Origin of the sequence: Roseomonas sp. CECT 9278 (assembly GCF_918698155.1) — a bacterium.
Classification (GTDB): domain Bacteria; phylum Pseudomonadota; class Alphaproteobacteria; order Acetobacterales; family Acetobacteraceae; genus Neoroseomonas.
The window spans coordinates 1-17,211 of record NZ_CAKKLX010000007.1 but is presented as its reverse complement, the minus strand read 5'-3'; the positions used below and the strand labels follow the sequence as shown (position 1 = coordinate 17,211).

16 protein-coding genes, 1 tRNA gene and 1 pseudogene are annotated in these 17,211 nt (G+C 71.0%); 10 read left to right on the top strand and 8 right to left on the bottom strand.

The annotated features are described in order from the left end of the window. The first annotated feature begins 9 nt into the window (after positions 1–9). The 3 genes from LQ222_RS06505 to LQ222_RS06495 all read left to right on the top strand — a co-directional run bounded on the left by LQ222_RS06505 (position 10) and on the right by LQ222_RS06495 (position 3,667). Positions 10–1,290 carry an ArgE/DapE family deacylase gene (locus LQ222_RS06505; protein WP_230165264.1) on the top strand — a complete coding sequence of 427 codons (1,281 nt, stop codon included), beginning with the start codon at positions 10–12 and terminating at the stop codon, positions 1,288–1,290. A 125-nt stretch (positions 1,291–1,415) separates the two neighbouring features. Further along, positions 1,416–2,375: a tripartite tricarboxylate transporter substrate-binding protein gene (locus tag LQ222_RS06500; protein ID WP_230165263.1), complete on the top strand. Its 960-nt coding sequence runs from the start codon at positions 1,416–1,418 to the stop codon at positions 2,373–2,375. Positions 2,376–2,422: 47 nt separating this feature from the next. After that, a complete protein-coding gene (locus tag LQ222_RS06495; protein ID WP_230165262.1) occupies positions 2,423–3,667 on the top strand; it encodes a M28 family peptidase in 1,245 nt (414 codons plus the stop codon). Positions 3,668–3,735: 68 nt separating this feature from the next. Here LQ222_RS06495 and LQ222_RS06490 read toward each other — a convergent pair whose 3' ends face one another. Both LQ222_RS06490 and LQ222_RS06485 read right to left on the bottom strand, forming a co-directional pair. Further along, positions 3,736–4,761, bottom strand: a complete 1,026-nt coding sequence (locus LQ222_RS06490; RefSeq protein WP_230165261.1) for a PHB depolymerase family esterase — start codon at positions 4,759–4,761, stop codon at positions 3,736–3,738. Between the two features lie 34 nt (positions 4,762–4,795). Continuing rightward, positions 4,796–4,984 (bottom strand): hypothetical protein, encoded by a 189-nt coding sequence (locus tag LQ222_RS06485; protein WP_230165260.1) that lies wholly within the window; start codon positions 4,982–4,984, stop codon positions 4,796–4,798. A gap of 334 nt (positions 4,985–5,318) precedes the next feature. On the opposite strand from LQ222_RS06485, the gene LQ222_RS06480 reads away from it, so the two are divergent. Together LQ222_RS06480 and LQ222_RS06475 are read left to right on the top strand one after the other, a co-directional pair. Further along, positions 5,319–7,031 carry a GMC family oxidoreductase gene (locus tag LQ222_RS06480; protein WP_230165259.1) on the top strand — a complete coding sequence of 571 codons (1,713 nt, stop codon included), beginning with the start codon at positions 5,319–5,321 and terminating at the stop codon, positions 7,029–7,031. A 137-nt stretch (positions 7,032–7,168) separates the two neighbouring features. Continuing rightward, positions 7,169–8,206, top strand: coding sequence for an amino acid ABC transporter substrate-binding protein (locus LQ222_RS06475; RefSeq protein WP_230165258.1), 1,038 nt, complete (start codon positions 7,169–7,171; stop codon positions 8,204–8,206). Positions 8,207–8,272: 66 nt separating this feature from the next. Here LQ222_RS06475 and LQ222_RS06470 read toward each other — a convergent pair whose 3' ends face one another. The 5 genes from LQ222_RS06470 to LQ222_RS06450 all read right to left on the bottom strand — a co-directional run bounded on the left by LQ222_RS06470 (position 8,273) and on the right by LQ222_RS06450 (position 12,513). Continuing rightward, complete coding sequence (locus LQ222_RS06470) at positions 8,273–8,617, bottom strand: cytochrome c family protein (protein WP_230165257.1); 345 nt, start codon at positions 8,615–8,617, stop codon at positions 8,273–8,275. A 79-nt stretch (positions 8,618–8,696) separates the two neighbouring features. Further along, positions 8,697–9,722, bottom strand: a complete 1,026-nt coding sequence (locus LQ222_RS06465; RefSeq protein WP_230165255.1) for an SMP-30/gluconolactonase/LRE family protein — start codon at positions 9,720–9,722, stop codon at positions 8,697–8,699. Between the two features lie 170 nt (positions 9,723–9,892). Continuing rightward, positions 9,893–10,249, bottom strand: coding sequence for a hypothetical protein (locus tag LQ222_RS06460; RefSeq protein ID WP_230165254.1), 357 nt, complete (start codon positions 10,247–10,249; stop codon positions 9,893–9,895). Between the two features lie 118 nt (positions 10,250–10,367). After that, entirely contained in the window at positions 10,368–11,249 is an 882-nt protein-coding gene (gene rpoH / locus LQ222_RS06455; protein ID WP_230165251.1) for an RNA polymerase sigma factor RpoH, read from the bottom strand. Between the two features lie 229 nt (positions 11,250–11,478). Further along, entirely contained in the window at positions 11,479–12,513 is a 1,035-nt protein-coding gene (locus tag LQ222_RS06450) for an RluA family pseudouridine synthase (protein ID WP_374202157.1), read from the bottom strand. On the opposite strand from LQ222_RS06450, the gene LQ222_RS06445 reads away from it, so the two are divergent. The 5 genes from LQ222_RS06445 (at position 12,500) to LQ222_RS06425 (ending at position 15,548) form a co-directional block, all read left to right on the top strand. Beyond that, positions 12,500–12,772: a hypothetical protein gene (locus LQ222_RS06445; protein WP_230165249.1), complete on the top strand. Its 273-nt coding sequence runs from the start codon at positions 12,500–12,502 to the stop codon at positions 12,770–12,772. The genes LQ222_RS06450 and LQ222_RS06445 overlap by 14 nt on opposite strands. A 20-nt stretch (positions 12,773–12,792) precedes the next feature. Further along, positions 12,793–12,972: a DUF2256 domain-containing protein gene (locus LQ222_RS06440; RefSeq protein ID WP_230165247.1), complete on the top strand. Its 180-nt coding sequence runs from the start codon at positions 12,793–12,795 to the stop codon at positions 12,970–12,972. A gap of 41 nt (positions 12,973–13,013) precedes the next feature. After that, a tRNA-Glu gene (locus LQ222_RS06435) sits at positions 13,014–13,089 on the top strand. A 366-nt stretch (positions 13,090–13,455) separates the two neighbouring features. Beyond that, complete coding sequence (locus tag LQ222_RS06430; RefSeq protein ID WP_230165245.1) at positions 13,456–15,294, top strand: class I SAM-dependent DNA methyltransferase; 1,839 nt, start codon at positions 13,456–13,458, stop codon at positions 15,292–15,294. Further along, positions 15,291–15,548: a hypothetical protein gene (locus LQ222_RS06425; RefSeq protein ID WP_230165244.1), complete on the top strand. Its 258-nt coding sequence runs from the start codon at positions 15,291–15,293 to the stop codon at positions 15,546–15,548. The genes LQ222_RS06430 and LQ222_RS06425 overlap by 4 nt, the downstream gene beginning before the upstream one ends. A 23-nt stretch (positions 15,549–15,571) precedes the next feature. Here LQ222_RS06425 and LQ222_RS06420 read toward each other — a convergent pair. After that, positions 15,572–16,683, bottom strand: a pseudogene (locus tag LQ222_RS06420) (IS3 family transposase). Positions 16,684–17,211 lie beyond the last annotated feature (528 nt).

The window sequence follows — 17,211 nt, the reverse complement described above, 5'->3', positions numbered from 1 at the left end:
CCTCCCCGCATGATCGACGCCGAGGCCCGCCAGAAGATCTTCGCCGCCATCGATTCCGGCTTCGACGCACAGGTGGCGTTCCTGCAGGACCTCGTGCGCTTCCCCTCGCTGCGCGGGCGCGAGGCACCCTTGCAGGACTGGTTCGCGCGGCAGATGGCGCAGCGTGGCTACGCTGTGGACCGCTTCTCCATCGCCGACGTGCCGGACCATCCCAAGATGGCGCCGATGGTGGGTGTGGATCCCGCGGGGTCGATCCAGGTGGTCGCGTCGCATCGCGCGCAGAACCCGACCGGGCGGTCGCTGATCCTGCAAGGGCATATCGACGTGGTGCCGGAAGGCCCGCACGAGATGTGGACCCACCCGCCCTACAGCGCGACCATCCGCGACGGCTGGATGTATGGCCGCGGTGCGCATGACATGAAGTCGGGCGTCGCCTGCATGGTCTTCGCGATGGACGCGATCCGCGCCGCCGGCTTCGAACCCGCCGCGGATGTTTACGTGCAGACGGTGACCGAGGAAGAGAGCACCGGCAATGGCGCGCTGGCGGCCCTGCTGCGCGGCTATCGCGCCGAGGCCGCGCTGGTGCCCGAGCCCACCGGCCACGCCATCACGCGCACGCAGACCGGCACCATATGGTTCCGCCTGCGCGTGCGCGGCGTGCCGGTGCATATCGCGGTCGCGCAGGATGGCACCAACGCGATCATGTCGGCCTATGCGCTGATCAACGCGCTGTATGCCCACACGAAAACGCTGAACGAGGCCGCGCGATCGAGCGAGTGGTATGCCGACATCAAGGACCCGATCAAGTTCAACCCGGGCATCATCCGCGGCGGCGACTGGGCCAGTTCCACCCCCGCCTGGTGCGAGGTGGATTGCCGCATCGGCCTGGTGCCCGGCACCACGCCCGAACAGGCGATGGCCGGCATCGAGGCCTGCGTGAAGGCCGCCGCCACGGGCGATTCCTTCATGGCGAACAACCCGCCCGAGATCGTCTGGACCGGCTTCCAGACCGACCCCTATGTGCTCGAACCGGGCAGCGAGGCGGAGGCCGTGCTCGCCGCCGCGCACGCCTCGGTCCATGGCAACGAGATGCCGGCGCGCCGCACCACCGCGGTGAACGATGCGCGCTACTACGGGCTGTATTTCAACACGCCGGGCCTCTGCTACGGGCCGAAGGGCGAAGTGGCGCACGGCTTCGACGAACGCACCTCCATCGAGGATCTCAGGACATGCACGCGGACCATCGCGACCTACATCGCCACCTGGTGCGGCCTGAGGCCGCGCGCATGACGCGCTCGGCACCTGCGCCGGAGGCATCCGCGCACGCGGTTGACGGGCATCCATCGACGCCCGCTTCGATGGGTGCGGGCGTGGCGGCAGCGCACGACGCCACGGCCCTGCCAGCGGCAGCCGGCATGACCCGCCGCGCGCTGCTGGGGGCGGCGGGTGCGGCGCTCGCCGCGCCGGCCTTCGCGCAGGCGGACTGGCCGACGCGGCCGATCCGCCTGATCGTGCCCTTCGCACCGGGCGGGTCGTCGGATGTGCTTGCACGGCTGATCCAGCCAGGGTTGGGCGCGGCGCTGGGGCAATCCGTCATCGTCGAGAACCGCTCCGGCGCAGGTTCCATGCTGGGCACCGAAGCGGTCGCGCGCGCGCCGGCGGATGGCTACACGCTGCTGCTGGCGGACCTGCCCTTCGCCATCGTGCCGGCGCTGCAGGCGCGCATGCCCTATGACGTGGAGCGCGACCTGGTGCCGGTGGTGATGGTCGGCGCCGCACCGCTGCTGATCTTCGGGCATCCGTCCCTGGCGGCGCGCAATGCGGCGGAATTCGCCGCCCTCGCGCGGGCGCGGCCGGGGCACTACACCTACGGTTCGGGCGGCGTGGGGGCCGCTTCGCACATGATGGGCGAACTGTTCCAGATCGCCACCAACACGCAGATCACGCATGTGCCCTATCGCGGCGGCGGGCCGGCGATCCAGGACCTCGCGGCGGGCAACCTCAACACGGTGTTCGTCACCGTGGCCTCGGCGGCGCCGCAGCTGATGTCGGGGCAGATCCGCGGGCTGGGCGTGATGGCCAATGAACGCATGCGCAGCCACCCCGACATCCCGACCTTCCGCGAGCAGGGCATCGACCTGGTGGCGGAACACTGGTGGGGGCTGCTCGCGCCGCGCGGCACGCCGGAGGCGGTGGTGGCGAAGATCGCCGCCGCCATGCCGGGCGTGCTGGGCGGCGCCGGCATGGCCGAGCGGCTCGAGGCGCTGGCGGTGATCCCGAAGCCCGACGGGCCAGGCCCCTTCGGCGAGCGCATCCGCCAGGATATCGCGCGCTACGGGCAGATCGCGCGTTCGCGCGGCATCACCGCGCAGTGACGCGGCGGGTCCGGGATGTGGCGCGGCGATGATGCGCCGGTCCGAGCGTGACTGAGCCGCTCGCGGCGTTCCTCGGGCGCATCGCGGCGGATGCCGCGCTCGCCGCGGATTTCGCCGCCATCTGCGACACCGGCGGGCGGCTGCAGGGCACGGACAGCGCGGCGCGCGGCTTCGCGCTGCTGCACGATCGCATGGCCGCGATCGGCGCGGTGGTGGACGAGCCCGCCCCCTATGCCGGCTGGCGCTGCCACGAGGCGCGCGTGAGCGACCTCGCGAGCGGGCGCGAACTGGCCTGCGCGCCGCTGCTGGGCGCGGCATCGACGCCGGCCGGGGGCGTGGTGCTGGACACGCGCGATTGCGGGCGTGGCGTGGCCGGCGACTATGACGGCGCGGCGGGTTGCGCGGTGCTGGCGCGGCACGAATACCCCTTCGCCGCCTGGACGGTGCATCGGCGCATCAAGCTCGCGGCCGCGCAGGCGGCGGGGGCGGCGGCCTTCCTGGTCGTGCAGCCCGAACCGGGTGTCGGCGCCGTGTCGGGTTCGTCGGGGCGCAATGGCGGGGAGGGGATCCCCGCGCTCGGCATCAGCGCCGAGGCCGGCGCGCTGCTGGCCGAAGGCCGCCGCGTGCGCATCACGCTGGCGGGCGAGGACCACGCCGCCACCACGCCCACGCTGGTGCTGGACCTGCCCGGGCGCGGGCCGGACCGCGTGGTGCTGAGCGCGCATCTGGACGGGCATCCGCTGGGCGAGAGCGCGATCGACAACGCGACCGGGCTGGCCGCCGCGCTGTGCCTGGCGCGCGCGGCCGCACCTTGGGTCGAGCATTGCCCGCGCGGGCTGACGCTGTGCATCTTCGGGGCGGAGGAATGGGCGCTGTCGGGCTCGCGCGCCTGGCTCGCGGGGCTTTCCGACGAACGGCGCGCGCGCATGGCGGTAAACATCAACCTCGATTCCATCGCCGGCGGCGCGCGGCTGACGGCCTTGACCAGCGGCTTCGCGCCGCTTGGGCCGTTCCTGCGCGCCGCGGCGGCGCAGGCGGGGCTGCCGCTGGGCGTGCACGGGCCGCTGATGCGCAATTCGGACCATGCGAATTTCGCCGACCACGGCATCCCGGCCGCACGGCTGGTGGCGGGCTTCGACGAACCCGGCAGCGCGCTGCGCTATCTGCTGACCGCCGCCGATACGCGCGCGCTGGTGCCGATGCAGGAATTGAAGGCGGCGACGATCACCGCCGGAGCCCTGCTGTGGGCGGCGCTGCGTGCGCCGGCGGAGGTCGTCGCGGGGCTGCGATAGACCGTCGCGCGCCCGGCCGCGCGGGCGGGAATGCGCGCGGCCGCGTTGTCCCGCAGCGGCCCGGGGAATCACGCGCGGGAGTCGTCCAGCCGCCAGAACGCCGCGATCCGCAGGGCCGCCGCCACGCCGGCATCCACCACCCATGCGCCCGGCGTGCCGCCGCCGCGCAGGGCGGGGTCCACCGGGAAGCCATGCGCCATGCCCTCGATGGTCCAGAGCTCCACCGCCGTCCGCGCGTCGCGGCCCCAGGCGCGGCGGCGCGCGCCGGGCGCGGCCTCGGCATCGGTGGTGGGCGCGGCGCCGAAGCCGTGCAGCGCCGACCACTGCGCCGCGAGCAGCTCGGCATTGGCGGGGTCCACCGTGCGGTCCAGCGCGCCCTGCCAGATCGACAGCCGCGGCCAGGCGCGTTCGCCGCGCAGCGACGACCGCGCGCGCACCGCGGCCTCGAGCCCCGCGCGCGTGCCGAAGGGGTCGGCGCGGTGCATCCGCAGCAGCGCCAGGTGCGGGGTGTTGGCGCTGCCGACGGGCATGCCCGCGACCACCGCGCCGGCGGCGAAGGTGGCGGGATAGGCCGCCAGCATCCCCGCCGCCATCGCGCCGCCAGCCGACAGGCCCACGATGAAGACGCGGCGCGGGTCGGAATCGTACAGCTGCGTCGCGCTGCGCACCATCTGGCGGATCGACAGCGCCTCGCCCCGGCCGCGCCCGGTATCGCCGGGCTTGAACCAGTTGAAGCAGCGATGGGGATTGTTCTCGGTGCGCTGTTCGGGCAGCAGCAGCGGGATGCCGCGCGCAGCCGCGAGGTCGATCCAGCCCGCGGCGGCGGCGAAGGCCTCCGCCGTCTGGCGGCAGCCATGCAGCACCACGATCAGCGGCGCGCCGGGGCGCGGCCGTCGCGGCGGCGTATAGGCCAGCATGCGCAGCGCGCCCGGATTGGAGCCGAAGCGCGCGACCTCGGTCACGCGGCCGGCGCGCGGTGGTGCCGGCGCGGCGCGCGCGGCGGGCTTCGCGCTGCGCGCGCGTGGCGGCTTGGGCTTGGGGGCGAAGCCGCTCCAGGCGGCCATGCTGCCCGCGCGCAGTGCGGTCCGCATCATGCGCAGCAGCGCCGACCCCGATCGCGCCACGGCCTCAGGACCGCTTGCGGCGCGGCTTGCGCAGCCCGCCCAGCAGGCGCGTCCAGGCGCGGGTGCCATCCTGCGTGCGGGTCGCCTGCTGGCGACGCACGGCCGAGAAGGCGATGCCGCGTCCCGCATTGGCGATGCGGTTGGCCATGCTGAGCCAAAGGCTCAGGGCGGGGTTCCGGGTGGCGCGTGGCATGGCATGATCCTGCGGTGGTGGCCCGGGGGAGAACGGCTGGGGCGGGCCAATGTTGCATCGCAGCAGCGGGGGGCGGGCGCGACGGCGGCGGCATGCGCCGGGGCGCGGGCCGCCTGCGTGCGTGATGCGCGCGGCAGCGCCGCAACCGCGCCGCGGCCACGAACATCGTCACCGGATCAGGGGCTTCCCTCCGCCCTGGAGACGCCAGCGAGCGGCCTGTGTCCGCACCGGTTCGCGGCAGAGCCTCTAGGTCGTTGTTTTTGCGGGCATCTTCGCCCGATCCGATCATTCCATCCCGTCGGGATCCGTTCTAGGTTCCGCCGTCCAGGGGGGAATGCCACGCGTGTACGACTTCATCATCATCGGCGGCGGGTCCGCCGGCTCGGTGCTCGCGCATCGCCTGTCCACGCCATCGGCCAACAAGGTGCTGTTGTGCGAGGCCGGCGTGGACACCCCGCCGGGCCAGGTGCCGGCGACCATCCTCGATACCTATCCGGGCCAGGCCTATTTCGACCCGCGCTTCCACTGGACCGAGCTCAAGGTCCGCACCCAGGTCGTCTCGCACAACAACCCGACCGAGAAGCCGCCGCTGCGCAAATACGAACAGGCGCGGGTGCTGGGCGGGGGGTCGTCGATCAACGGGCAGATGGCGAACCGCGGCGCGCCGCACGACTACGACGAATGGGAACGGCGCGGCGCCGCCGGCTGGAACTGGGACGGCGTGCTGCCGTATTTCAAGAAGGTCGAGCGCGACCTCGACTTCGACAATGAATGGCATGGCCAGGACGGGCGCATCCCGGTGCGCCGCATCCCGCGCGACAAATGGCCGCTGCATTCCAAGGCCACGGCCGAGGCCTTCCGCCAGGCCGGCTTCAAGGAACTGCCCGACCAGAACGGCGCCTTCGAGGACGGCTTCTTCCCGCTGACGGTGAACGTGACCGAGACACGCGTCTCGGCCGCCATCGGCTACCTGGATGCCGACACGCGCGCGCGGTCGAACCTGACCATCAGCACCGAGACGCAGGTGATGGGGCTGGTCTTCGAAGGCACGCGCTGCGTCGGCGTGCGTGCCCTCGTGCGTGGCCAGGAACAGGAATTCCGCGGGCGCGAGGTGATCCTGTCGACCGGGGCCATCCATTCGCCGGCGCATCTGATGCGCGCGGGAATCGGCCCGGCGGGCCACCTGCGCGAGCGCGGGATCGAGGTCCGCGCCGACTTGCCCGGCGTCGGCCAGGGGCTGATGGACCACCCGGCCATCTCGCTGTCCTCCTTCGTGAAGCCGGAGGCGCGGCTCAACCGCACCGACCTGCGCCGGCACATGATGGTCGGGCTGCGGTTCTCCTCGGGCATCGAGGGCGCGCCCGAGGGCGACATGTTCATGTCCGTCGCGTCCAAATCCGCCTGGCATGCGGTGGGCGAGCAGATCGCCTCGATGCTGACCTGGGTGAACAAGACCTACTCGCAGCGCGGCCAGGTGCTGCTGACATCGACCGATTGGCGGGAGCATCCGGAGGTCGAGTTCAACCTGCTGTCGGACCGTCGCGACCTCGAACGGCTGATGATCGGCTTCCGCCTGGCGGCCTCGCTGGCCTTGAGCCCGCCGCTCGCGGCCGTCACCACCGACCCCTTCCCGGCGGCCTATTCGGACCGGGTCCGGCGGATCGGCGTGGTGAACACGAAGAACCGCATCCTGACCTCGATCATCTCGAAGTTCCTGGACGGGCCGGGCTTCCTGCGATCGGCCTTCATCGACCGCTTCGTCATCGAGGGCTTCCGCTTCAACGAGGTGATGACCGACGACGAGGCGCTGGAAGCCTTCATCCGCAAGGCCTGCATCGGCGTCTGGCATGCCTCCTGCTCCTGCCGCATGGGCGCGGACGGCGACCCGATGGCGGTGGTGGACGCCGCCGGGCGGGTGCGCGGCATCGAGGGGTTGCGGGTGGTCGATGCCTCGGTCTTCCCGGTCGTGCCCTCGGCCAATACCAACTTCCCGACCCTGATGACCGCCGAGAAGATGGCCGACGCGATCCTGACCCAGGCCGCCTGACGGACCCGCGCAGCGGCGGCGCCCCCCGGAGCGCCCCGCCAAACGCCCCCTTGGCGCCGGAACCCCGGGACGGGCATGCTGCGTCCAGGCCGTTCAAACTCGGGCGGCTCCAGGGCCTTCAACGGGAGACAATGAACATGACAGGACTTCGCACCCGCATCGCGGGTGTGGCCGCCGCCGCGGTCTTCGCCTTCGCCGGCCAGGCGCTCGCCCAGGGCGCCGCGCCGCCTGACACCGTTGCCGCCATCCGCGCCCGCGGGTCGCTGGTCTGCGGTGTCGCGATCAACGCGCCCGGCTTCGCGCTGCCCGACAGCCGCGGCGAATTCCGCGGGCTGGACGTCGATACCTGCCGTGCCGTTGCCGCCGCCATCCTGGGCGACGCCACCAAGGTGCGCTTCGTGCCGAACACCGCCGTCCAGCGCTTCCCGATGCTGCAGTCGGGCGAACTCGACATCCTCGCGCGCAACACGACCTGGACGCTGGGGCGCGAGACCTCGCTCGGCCTCGCCTTCGCCGGCATCAACTTCTATGACGGCCAGGGCTTCATGGTGCGGCGGTCCGCCAACGTGACCTCGGCCCGCCAGCTCGACGGCGCGACGGTCTGCGTGCAGCCGGGCACCACGACGGAACTCAACCTGGCGGACTACTTCCGCACCAACCGGATGCGCTTCACCCCGGTGGTGATCGAAAGCGTCGAGGAAATCCGCGCCGCCTTCGTCGCGGGGCGCTGCGACGCCTATACCAACGACATCTCCTCGCTGGCGTCGTTCCGTGCCACGCGCACGACCGATGCCGACAGCTTCCTGCTGCTGCCCGAGGTGATCTCGAAGGAGCCGCTGGGGCCGACCGTCCGCAAGGGCGACTGGCGCTTCTTCGACATCGTGCGCTGGAGCCTCTACGCGCAGATCGCCGCCGAGGAGCTGGGCGTGACCAGCGCCAATGTCGAGGAACTGGCGCGCACCAGCACCAATCCCGACATCCAGCGGCTGCTGGGCCGTTCGGGCGATCTGGGCCGCTCGATGGGGCTGAACAACGACTGGGCGGTACAGATCATCCGCCAGGTCGGCAATTACGGCGAGATGTATGAGCGTTCCATCACCCCGATCGGCATTCCGCGCGGGGTGAACAACCTGTGGAACAATGGCGGGCTGCACTACGCGCCGCCGATCCGCTGAACGGCGCGTCCGTTACGTGACGGGGAAGGGGGCCGCGAGGTCCCCTTCTTCGTTTGAGCCGAGCGATCAGCGACCAGTCAGGAAATCCACCACGGCGCGGCGCTGTGCCGCCTGCGCGATGCCGTTGCCGCCCATCCAGAGGCCCGGGAACATCTCCTCCGGGTCGGTCAGGAAGCGGTCGAGACGCGCGGCGTCCCAAGTGCCCTGCGCCTCGCGCAGCGCAGGGGAGTAGTCGAAGGCAGGATCGCCGCCGATGCGCCGTCCTGCCAGGCCTGCCAGGTGCGGTCCCGCGGCGGCCGGCGCGTCGGCGGACAGCGCGTGGCAGGACGCGCAGCGCGCGTCGAACACCGCGCGACCGTCCTGGGCGGCGGCGGGTGCCGCCGCGACGAGCGTAGCCACAAGGCCCAGCATGGCGGCGCGCCAAGCCGGTGTCGGCGACCTTGGCGCGCCCGTCACGCGGGCGTCGCGCCGCACCCGAAGCCGGCGCCCCTCACACCCCGTATTCGATCCGCACGATCCGGTCGGTGCCGCTCTCGCCGCCCCAGGCTTCGCCGTTGATCCCATCCATCTGGCGGACATTCGCGCCCGCGCGGTCGGAGGGGAAGGAGGTGAAGGTCTCGGTCATCGGGTCGAAGCGGACGATGGCGTTGGCCGGGAAATCCGTCAGCCACACCTTGTCGGTCGGATCGACATAGACCGAATAGGCGCGCGGGCGTTCTCCGGGCAGGCGCCAGACGCCCCAGCGGTTGGTCATCGGGTCGTGCACCGAGACATTCCCGCTGTTCCATTCGCTGATCCACAGCCGGCCGCGGCTGTCGGTCCAGACGCGGCGCGCGCCCTGGTTCGCCGTGGGCGGTTCCACGATGCGCGCGCTGAGCGCCTGCGCGGTGGTGGCGTCGATGTCGATCTGCGCCAGGTGATTGCCGGCCAGCGAGACGTACCAGACCGTGCCCTGCGGTGTTTTCGTGATGCCGTAGGGGCCGCGGCCGCGCGGGGCTTCCCAGACATCCATGCGCTCGGTGGCCGGGGTGAAGCGGCCGACCACGCCGTTCTGGCCGGTGAACCAGAACACGCCGCGATCATCGAAGACGCCGGTGTTGAGGTTCGCGTTGGGGAAGCGCTCGGGCAGCTTCCAGACCTGCACGCGGTGGTCGCGCGGGTCGACGCGGGCGATGGCGTTCTGCCCGCCCTCGGTGACCCAGGCGGCGCCGTCGGGGCCGCGCACCACGCCGTGTGGGGCGGCGCGCTCGGCGCCCGGGGCGCGCAGGTCGATCGGGTGGACGTTGCCGGTGCGCGGATCCAGCCGGTTCAGCGTGCCGTTGCGCTGGCCGCAGAACCACATGGTGCCGTCGCCCGCCGCGGTGACATCGCGCGATCCGACGCGGCCCGAGCCCGGCGTGGCGGCGTTGAAATAGGTGACGCGGAAGCCCGGCGGCGTGGTGGCCCCGGCCTGGCCGGGCAGCAGCGGCGCGCCGGCGGCGGCGGCGCCGAGGGCGAGCAGGTGGCGACGGAGCATGGCGATCCTCCCGGTGTTGCTGAAGCGCAGTCGGGCCAGGCGGCGCCTGGCGGCAAGGACACGGCGACCAGCCGAACAAGGGTCGCGCCGCGCAACCATGGCGCGTGGCAGACCCTGCCCGGCATCCGGGATATCGGCGCGGCCGGTGCCCACGCCAAGGGGGGGCGCGATCAGCCGGGCGGCGGGGCCACCGGCAAGGCGGGGGCATAGGGTTCGATGCGGTAGGTCTCCTGCCGCAGGATCGATACGCGCGCGGTGGTTGCATAGCGGGTCGACCCGTCCGGCGCGCGGCCCACCACGTAGCGCCAGGCGCCGAGCTGCCCCTGGGAGGCCAGGGTGCGGCCGATCCGCTCGGCGTCGGGGCCGGTTCCCATCGCCGCCAGCTCGGCGGGGGTCAGGCCGATGATGATGTCGTCGCGCTGCGAGACCACGCGGAACAGGCGCATGGCCGGGGCCTGCGCCGCGGCGGCGCCGGGCAGGGCCAGCAGGGGCAGGGCCAGCGCGATGCGGCGGGTGGGTCGGGCCATGGTCGTGTCTCCTCCGGGCGGCGGGGGATGCTACGCCGGCGGCACGAAAACGCGAGCCCCGAACGCAAGCGGGGCGGCAGGTTGCCCCGCCGCCCCGTGGTTCGCGGTGGTGTGGCGGTCAGCCGACCGTCAGGCGGCGCTCGATGACCTGCTGCTTCATCGACTTCTGCAGCTTCTCGAAGGCGCGCACCTCGATCTGGCGGACCCGCTCGCGGCTGATGCCGTATTGCTGGGAGAGTTCCTCCAGCGTGGTCGGTTCTTCCTTGAGGCGACGCTCGATCAGGATGTGGCGCTCGCGCTCGTTCAGCGTGCGCAGGGCGCCGTTGAGCAGGTCGCGGCGGTTGGACATGTCCTGCCGCTCGGCGAGCTCGTCCTCCTGGCTTTCGCCGTCATCGACCAGCCAGTCCTGCCACTCGCCCTCGCTGTCGGCGCGCACGGGCGCGTTGAGGGACTGGTCGGAGCTGGCGAGGCGGCGGTTCATGCTGACCACGTCCTGCTCGGGCACCGCCAGGGCGTGGGCGATCTTGGCCACCTGCTCGTCCTTCAGGTCGCCTTCCTCGAGCGCGGACATCTGGGCCTTCAGCCGCCGCAGGTTGAAGAACAGCTTCTTCTGCGCCGCCGTGGTGCCCATCTTCACGAGCGACCAGGAGTGCAGGATGTATTCTTGAATGGCCGCGCGAATCCACCACATGGCATAGGTGGCCAGGCGGAAGCCGCGCTCCGGGTCGAAGCGCTTCACCGCCTGCATCATGCCGACATTGCCTTCGGAGATCAGCTCGCCCACCGGCAGGCCGTAGCCGCGGTAGCCCATCGCGATCTTCGCCACCAGGCGCAGGTGCGAGGTCACCAGCTTGTGGGCGGCCTTCTCGTCGCCCTGGTCCTTCCAACGGCGGGCGAGCGACAGCTCCTCCTCCGGGGCGAGCATCGGGAACTTGCGGATGTCCTGCAGATAGCGGGAGAGGTTGCCCTCGGTCGCCATCGGGATCGACATGGAAGCCATGGTCTCATCTGCCTCCTGGACCGGGTGGGCCGCCCCAAGATGGCGGGGCCCGCGCCGGCCGAAAAACTCGGTTGCATCGCCTTCCTCAGGGCCCTCGCCTTGGGCCGCCGGCCCCGTGTGACCGGGGCCGGCCGGATGGGGCGCTTTCGTGGCACCCTTCGGAATCCGACAACGCATTTTTAGCGCCCGCGGTTGCGGTGCGCAAGAAAAACCGAGTGCAATAGTCGGGTTACTGGCTGTTACCGTCCAGCAACGCGAGCAGCGCCTGCATGTCGGTCGGCAGCGGGCTGGCAAAGCTTAGCGGCTGGCCGGTGACCGGATGGTTGAAGCCGAGCGTGGCGGCGTGCAGCGCCTGGCGGGGGAAGGCCAGCAGGTGCGTGCGGGCGGGTTCCGGCAGCAACCGCGCGGCACCCGGCGTGCGGCGCAGGTAGACCGGGTCGCCCACGATGGGATGGCCAAGGTGGGAGAGGTGGACGCGGATCTGGTGGGTGCGCCCGGTCAGCAGGCGGCATTCCACCAGCGACACCGCGGCACCCCAGGCGCGTTGCACGGCGTAGCGCGTGGTGGCGGGCTTGCCGCCGCGATCCACCACCGCCATCCGCTTGCGGTCGCCGGGGTGGCGGCCGATCGGGGCGCTGACCTCGCCGGTGACCGGCGCCGGCAGGCCCCAGGCCAGCGCCAGGTAGGCGCGGTCGAGGTCGCGATTGGCGAAGGCCTCGGACAGCGTGCGATGGGCACGTTCGGACTTGGCGGCGACCATGACGCCGGAGGTGTCCTTGTCGAGGCGGTGCACGATGCCCGGGCGCTTTTCCCCGCCGATTCCCGGCAGGTCGTCCCCGGCATGGGCGAGCAGCGCGTTGACCAGCGTGCCGTCGAGATTGCCGGGCGCGGGATGGACCACCAGGCCGGCGGGCTTGTCGATGACAATGAGGTCGCGGTCCTCGAACAGGATGGTCAGCGGGATCGCCTGGGGCAGCGGCGTGGCGGCGACGGGTGCGGGGATGTCGATGGCGTAGGTGGCGCCGGCGCGCACCGTCTCGGACGGGTCGGCCAGAGGCGCGCCGTCGCGCGAGGCGTGGCCGGCCTCGATCAATGCCTTGACGCGGGAGCGCGAGAGCGAACCTATCGCATCCGCGAGGAAGCGGTCGGCGCGCATGCCGGCGGCCTCGGGCGGGGCGAGGGTTTCCACGCGCCCGGCGGCATTCGGCGAGGGGGTTGGGGTGGCGGCACTCAAGGCATTGGTGATCGGGATGGGGGTGCTCATCGTCGCGGGCACCGTGACGCTGGTGGTGCTGCTCGTCCAGCGGTCCGGCGGTGGTGCGCCGGCGGCGCGCGGACCGACGGCGAGCGAGGCGCGCCCGTTCAACCTGGTGCTGGGCGAGCCCGCGGGCAGCCGCATCGGCGCGATTGCCGCGGCGGGCGGCGCGCTGGCGATCTGGGTGGTGCGCCCGGATGGCGAGCGCGTGGTGCTGGTTGATCCGGCGACCGGGCGGGCGACCGGCGAGGTCCGGCTGCGGGATTGACCGGGCTGCGGGAGTGACCGATGGCGCATCGCAAGCCGACCCTGCCGGAGAAGCCGTGCGCGGCCTGCGGGCGGCCCTTTGCCTGGCGGAAGAAATGGGCGCTGGTCTGGGATGAGGTGCGGTTCTGTTCCGATGCCTGCCGGGACGGCCGTCGGCAGGCGGCGCGCGCGCGGCAGGGGCGCGCGAATAAGGGTGCTTGATCCCGGCGAGCGAGGCGGCTAGAAGCGCGCCTCCGGCCAGGGTCCCCTTCGTCTAGAGGCCTAGGACACCGCCCTCTCACGGCGGTAACAGGGGTTCGAATCCCCTAGGGGACGCCAATCTTTTCAAGGCGTTAGGACCGACGGCTCAGTCGGGGTCCAATACAGGGTCCAATATCGCTGATCCAGGGCTGCCGTCCGGACGGCCACGTGAAACCAGCCGGCGGCGTATCTTCCGGCCGCACAGCGCATTTGCCGGACGCGTCCGGACAGGCAGCGCGGGAGGCGGCACTCCGCTTCACCACCGGGGCCAAAGCGCCCTGCCGGACCCGCCCAAAACACCCCATCCAAGTAAACTGGTCGTCCGGCGTCCGACCGGACGATATCCGCGGTTCAGCGGATCCGGCGTGGCTGCGCGGCAGGGCGGTCTGACCGCCAAACGCCGAATCCGCCCAAGGCCTCCGCGGTTGGTGTATCCAGACCGCAATGAGTCAGACCCAATCCCTCTCCGCCCTCATCTGGTCCGTCGCCGACCTGCTCCGCGGCGACTACAAGCCATCCGAATACGGCAAGGTCATCCTGCCCTTCACGGTGCTCCGCCGCCTCGACTGCGTGTTGGCCCCGACCAAGGCGAAGGTGATGGCCGAGAAGGCCGCCAAGGAAGCCGCGGGCATCAACCCCGAGCCCTTCCTGACCCGCCTCACCGGCGTACCCTTCGCCAACACCTCCGTGCTCGACATGAAGATGCTGATGGGCGACCAGGACCACCTGGCCGCCAACCTCGCCGCCTACATCCAGGGCTTCTCCCCGGCGGTGCGCGACATCTTCGAGCGCTTCCGCTTCGCCGAGCAGACGGACCGCCTGCAGAAGGCCGGCCTGCTCTACCAGGTGACCGAGAAATTCGCCGGCTTCCCCCTGCACCCCGACGCCGTGAACAACCACGACATGGGCCTGGCCTTCGAGGAGCTCATCCGCAAATTCGCGGAGATCTCGAACGAGACCGCCGGCGAGCACTTCACCCCGCGCGAAGTCATCCGCCTCATGGTGAACCTGCTGTTCATCGAGGACAGCGACATCCTCACCCCCGGCAACCCGGTCGTCCGCACCATCTATGACCCCACGGCCGGCACCGGCGGCATGCTATCGGTCGCCGGCGAGCATCTGCTGGGACACAACCCCAAGGCCTCCCTGACCATGTTCGGCCAGGAGCTCAACGACGAGAGCTACGCCATCTGCAAGGCGGACATGCTCATCAAGGGGCAGAACGTCGCCAACATCCTGCCTGGCAACACGCTGTCGGATGACGGGCACGCCGGGCGGAAGTTCGACTACATGCTCTCCAACCCGCCCGTCGGCGTGGAGTGGAAGAAGGTAGAAAAGGAAGTCCGCCGCGAAGCCGAGCAGTTCGGCCATGCCGGCCACTTCGGCCCCGGCCTGCCGCGCATCTCGGACGGCTCGCTGCTGTTCCTGCTGCACCTGATCTCGAAGATGCGCCCGGCCAAGGATGGCGGCAGCCGCATCGGCATCGTGCTCAACGGCTCGCCGCTGTTCACGGGCGGCGCGGGTTCGGGCGAAAGCGAGATCCGCCGCCACGTGCTGGAGAACGACCTGGTCGAGGCGATCATCGCCCTGCCCACCGACATGTTCTTCAACACCGGCATCGCCACTTATGTCTGGATCCTGTCCAACCGGAAGCCCGACGCGCGCCGCGGACTGGTGCAGCTGATCGACGCCTCCGCCCTGTGGCAGAAGATGCGCAAGAGCCTCGGCTCCAAGCGCAAGGAAATGGGCGAGGACGACATCGCCGCCGTCACCCGCCTGTTCGGCGATGGCGTCGAGGCGCAGCTCGCCACCCTCACCACCGGGGACTGCAAGACCAGCCGCGTGGTGGTGCGCGACGGCGAAACCCCGCCGCCCCCGCCCGAGGGCGGCACGGTGAAGCTGGCGCCGCTCTCCCGCCTGTTCCGCAACGAGGCCTTCGGCTACCGCACCATCACCGTGGAACGCCCGCTGAAGGATGAGGCCGGCCGGCCCGTGCTCGGCCAGAAGGGCAAGCAGAAAGGCAAGCTGCAGCCCGACGCGGCGCTGCGCGACACCGAGAACGTGCCGCTGACCGAGGACGCGGGCGCCTATTTCGCGCGGGAGGTGCTGCCCCACGCGCCCGATGCCTGGATCGATGAGGAGAAGACGAAGACGGGCTACGAGATCCCGTTCAACCGGCACTTCTACGTCTTCGAACCACCGCGGCCGCTGGCCGAGATCGACGCCGACCTGAAGCAGGTGACCGACCGTATCCTGGCGATGATCGGCGGGTTGGCGGCGTGAGTGGCGCCGAAGGCCCGCCGGCCTCCTCCCTGCTGCTGTACCAGACCGAGGATGGCCGCACCCGGCTGGAATGCCGCTTCGCCGACGACACGCTGTGGCTGACCCAGGCGCAGATGGCGGAGCTGTTCCAGACCAGCGTGCCCAACATCAACATCCACCTGCCGGAGAAGGCTGGCCCGTGCCACGGCATGCCCTGCTGCAGCGGCCCCAGCCCGAAATCGACTCCGTCTGGCGCGGACACGGTGTCGCGGTGACCCTGCCCCCCAAATTTCCTCGTTCATGAGCAGAGCCTGTTCTCCGTTTGCCCCGATGCGGGGCGCGTTGCAAAGGCTGCTGGGGTGAGCCCCTTCAGGCTCGTGTGCGGGCGGGTCGTGTTTTAGTCGCTCCTCCAGGCTTCGATGATCCGTCGCGCCGCGGGCAGGCTGCCGAACAGGTGCTCGTTCAGGCACTCGTCGCGGAACCGGCCGTTGAAGCTCTCGACGAACCCGTTCTGCTGCGGCTTGCCCGGCGCGATATAGTGCCAGGCGACGCCACGCTCCTGCTGCCAGCGCAGCATCGCGTGCGAGGTCAGCTCGGTGCCGTTGTCGCTGACGATCATCGCCGGGCGGCCGCGCAGCGCCACGATCCGGTCGAGCTCACGCCCGACGCGCAGGCCCGACAGCGAGGTGTCCGCCACCAGCGCCAGGCACTCGCGGGTGAAGTCGTCCACCACGGCGAGGACGCGGAACCACCGCCCGCAGGCCAGCGCATCGGAGACGAAGTCCAGCGACCAGCGCTGGTTCTTCCCCTGCGGAACCGCCATCGGCGCACGCGTGCCGAGCGCGCGCTTGCGCCCGCCACGACGGCGCACCCCGAGGCGTTCCGCCCGATACAGCCGGAACAGCTTCTTATGGTTCAGCCGGTGCCCTTCCCGCGCCAGCAGAATGTGCAGGCGCCGGTAGCCAAGTCGCCGACGTTCATTCGCCAGGGCTCGCAGTCGAACACGAACCTCGCCATCGCCGGCGCGTCGCGAGACATAGAGGAACGTCTTCGGTGCCAGGCCGACGAGCTGGCAGGCGCGCCGCTGCGAGTAGTCCTTCTCCTTGATCGCCCAGGTCACGGCGTTTCTCCGCGAGCCGGGCGTCAGAAGTTTTTTGCCAGCATCTCCCGCAGCGTCGAGACATCGAGCATGGATTCCGCAAGCAGCTTCTTCAGCCGCGCGTTCTCCTCCTCGAGGCCCTTCAGCTTGCGGGCGTCGGACACCTCCATGCCCCCCTATTTCGACCGCCAGGCGTAGAACGTCGCCTCGCTGATGCCGTGCTTCCGGCACAGCTCAGGCGCCGTCGCACCCGCCTGGTGCTCCTTCAGCACCCCAATGATCTGCTCCTGCGTGAACCTCGATCGCTTCATCATCCGTCTCCACTCGACGGACTCTAGCTCAGAATGGGGACATCCCAGGGGGCAGGGTCAGGGGTTGTGGCGCTTCCCTGTCAGCCGGCAGGAGCGGCAGGGACAGAAAACGGAAGGGGGCGTGGCGGCGATGCGCGGGCACGCTGCAGTTCGCGGGCCACGGCCTCTTCGGATGCAGCCGGAAGGCCAATCCGCGGGAGCACGCTGACGATCAGCCTAACGAGGGGGCTGGTCGGGTTTGCTCCAATCTTTGACTGGCCTCCGGCGGTCCAGATCCTCTCGGCATGCCAGGCGATCAGAGCGGCGGCCTTGTGCCAGGGCTCCGTTCGAGGTGTAGGCGTGTTCTCCTTGAAGACATGAGCAGCGGCAACCGCGGCCAAGTGAAGCGCCTCGAGCGCTGCGGTCGCGTCCCCAGTGGTGGTGTAGGACATCCAGAGCCTGGGGCGCGAAGCGAAGCCTGTGGCTGAGCGAAGCGGAGCGCCCCAGGCGGCCATCGCGGTGATCCCTGGCTAGGGTTGGGTTGCTGAG

Bases quoted from the DNA above. Each gene is read 5' to 3' on its own strand.
- LQ222_RS06465 (WP_230165255.1), bottom strand. From the start codon at position 9,722: ATGCTCCGTCGCCACCTGCTCGCCCTCGGCGCCGCCGCCGCCGGCGCG.
- LQ222_RS06490 (WP_230165261.1), bottom strand. From the start codon at position 4,761: ATGATGCGGACCGCACTGCGCGCGGGCAGCATGGCCGCCTGGAGCGGC.
- LQ222_RS06480 (WP_230165259.1), top strand. From the start codon at position 5,319: ATGCCACGCGTGTACGACTTCATCATCATCGGCGGCGGGTCCGCCGGC.
- rpoH (WP_230165251.1), bottom strand. From the start codon at position 11,249: ATGGCTTCCATGTCGATCCCGATGGCGACCGAGGGCAACCTCTCCCGC.
- LQ222_RS06475 (WP_230165258.1), top strand. From the start codon at position 7,169: ATGACAGGACTTCGCACCCGCATCGCGGGTGTGGCCGCCGCCGCGGTC.
- LQ222_RS06450 (WP_374202157.1), bottom strand. From the start codon at position 12,513: ATGAGCACCCCCATCCCGATCACCAATGCCTTGAGTGCCGCCACCCCA.
- LQ222_RS06470 (WP_230165257.1), bottom strand. From the start codon at position 8,617: ATGCTGGGCCTTGTGGCTACGCTCGTCGCGGCGGCACCCGCCGCCGCC.
- LQ222_RS06505 (WP_230165264.1), top strand. From the start codon at position 10: ATGATCGACGCCGAGGCCCGCCAGAAGATCTTCGCCGCCATCGATTCC.
- LQ222_RS06500 (WP_230165263.1), top strand. From the start codon at position 1,416: ATGACCCGCCGCGCGCTGCTGGGGGCGGCGGGTGCGGCGCTCGCCGCG.
- LQ222_RS06460 (WP_230165254.1), bottom strand. From the start codon at position 10,249: ATGGCCCGACCCACCCGCCGCATCGCGCTGGCCCTGCCCCTGCTGGCC.
- LQ222_RS06430 (WP_230165245.1), top strand. From the start codon at position 13,456: ATGAGTCAGACCCAATCCCTCTCCGCCCTCATCTGGTCCGTCGCCGAC.
- LQ222_RS06445 (WP_230165249.1), top strand. From the start codon at position 12,500: ATGGGGGTGCTCATCGTCGCGGGCACCGTGACGCTGGTGGTGCTGCTC.
- LQ222_RS06440 (WP_230165247.1), top strand. From the start codon at position 12,793: ATGGCGCATCGCAAGCCGACCCTGCCGGAGAAGCCGTGCGCGGCCTGC.
- LQ222_RS06485 (WP_230165260.1), bottom strand. From the start codon at position 4,984: ATGCCACGCGCCACCCGGAACCCCGCCCTGAGCCTTTGGCTCAGCATG.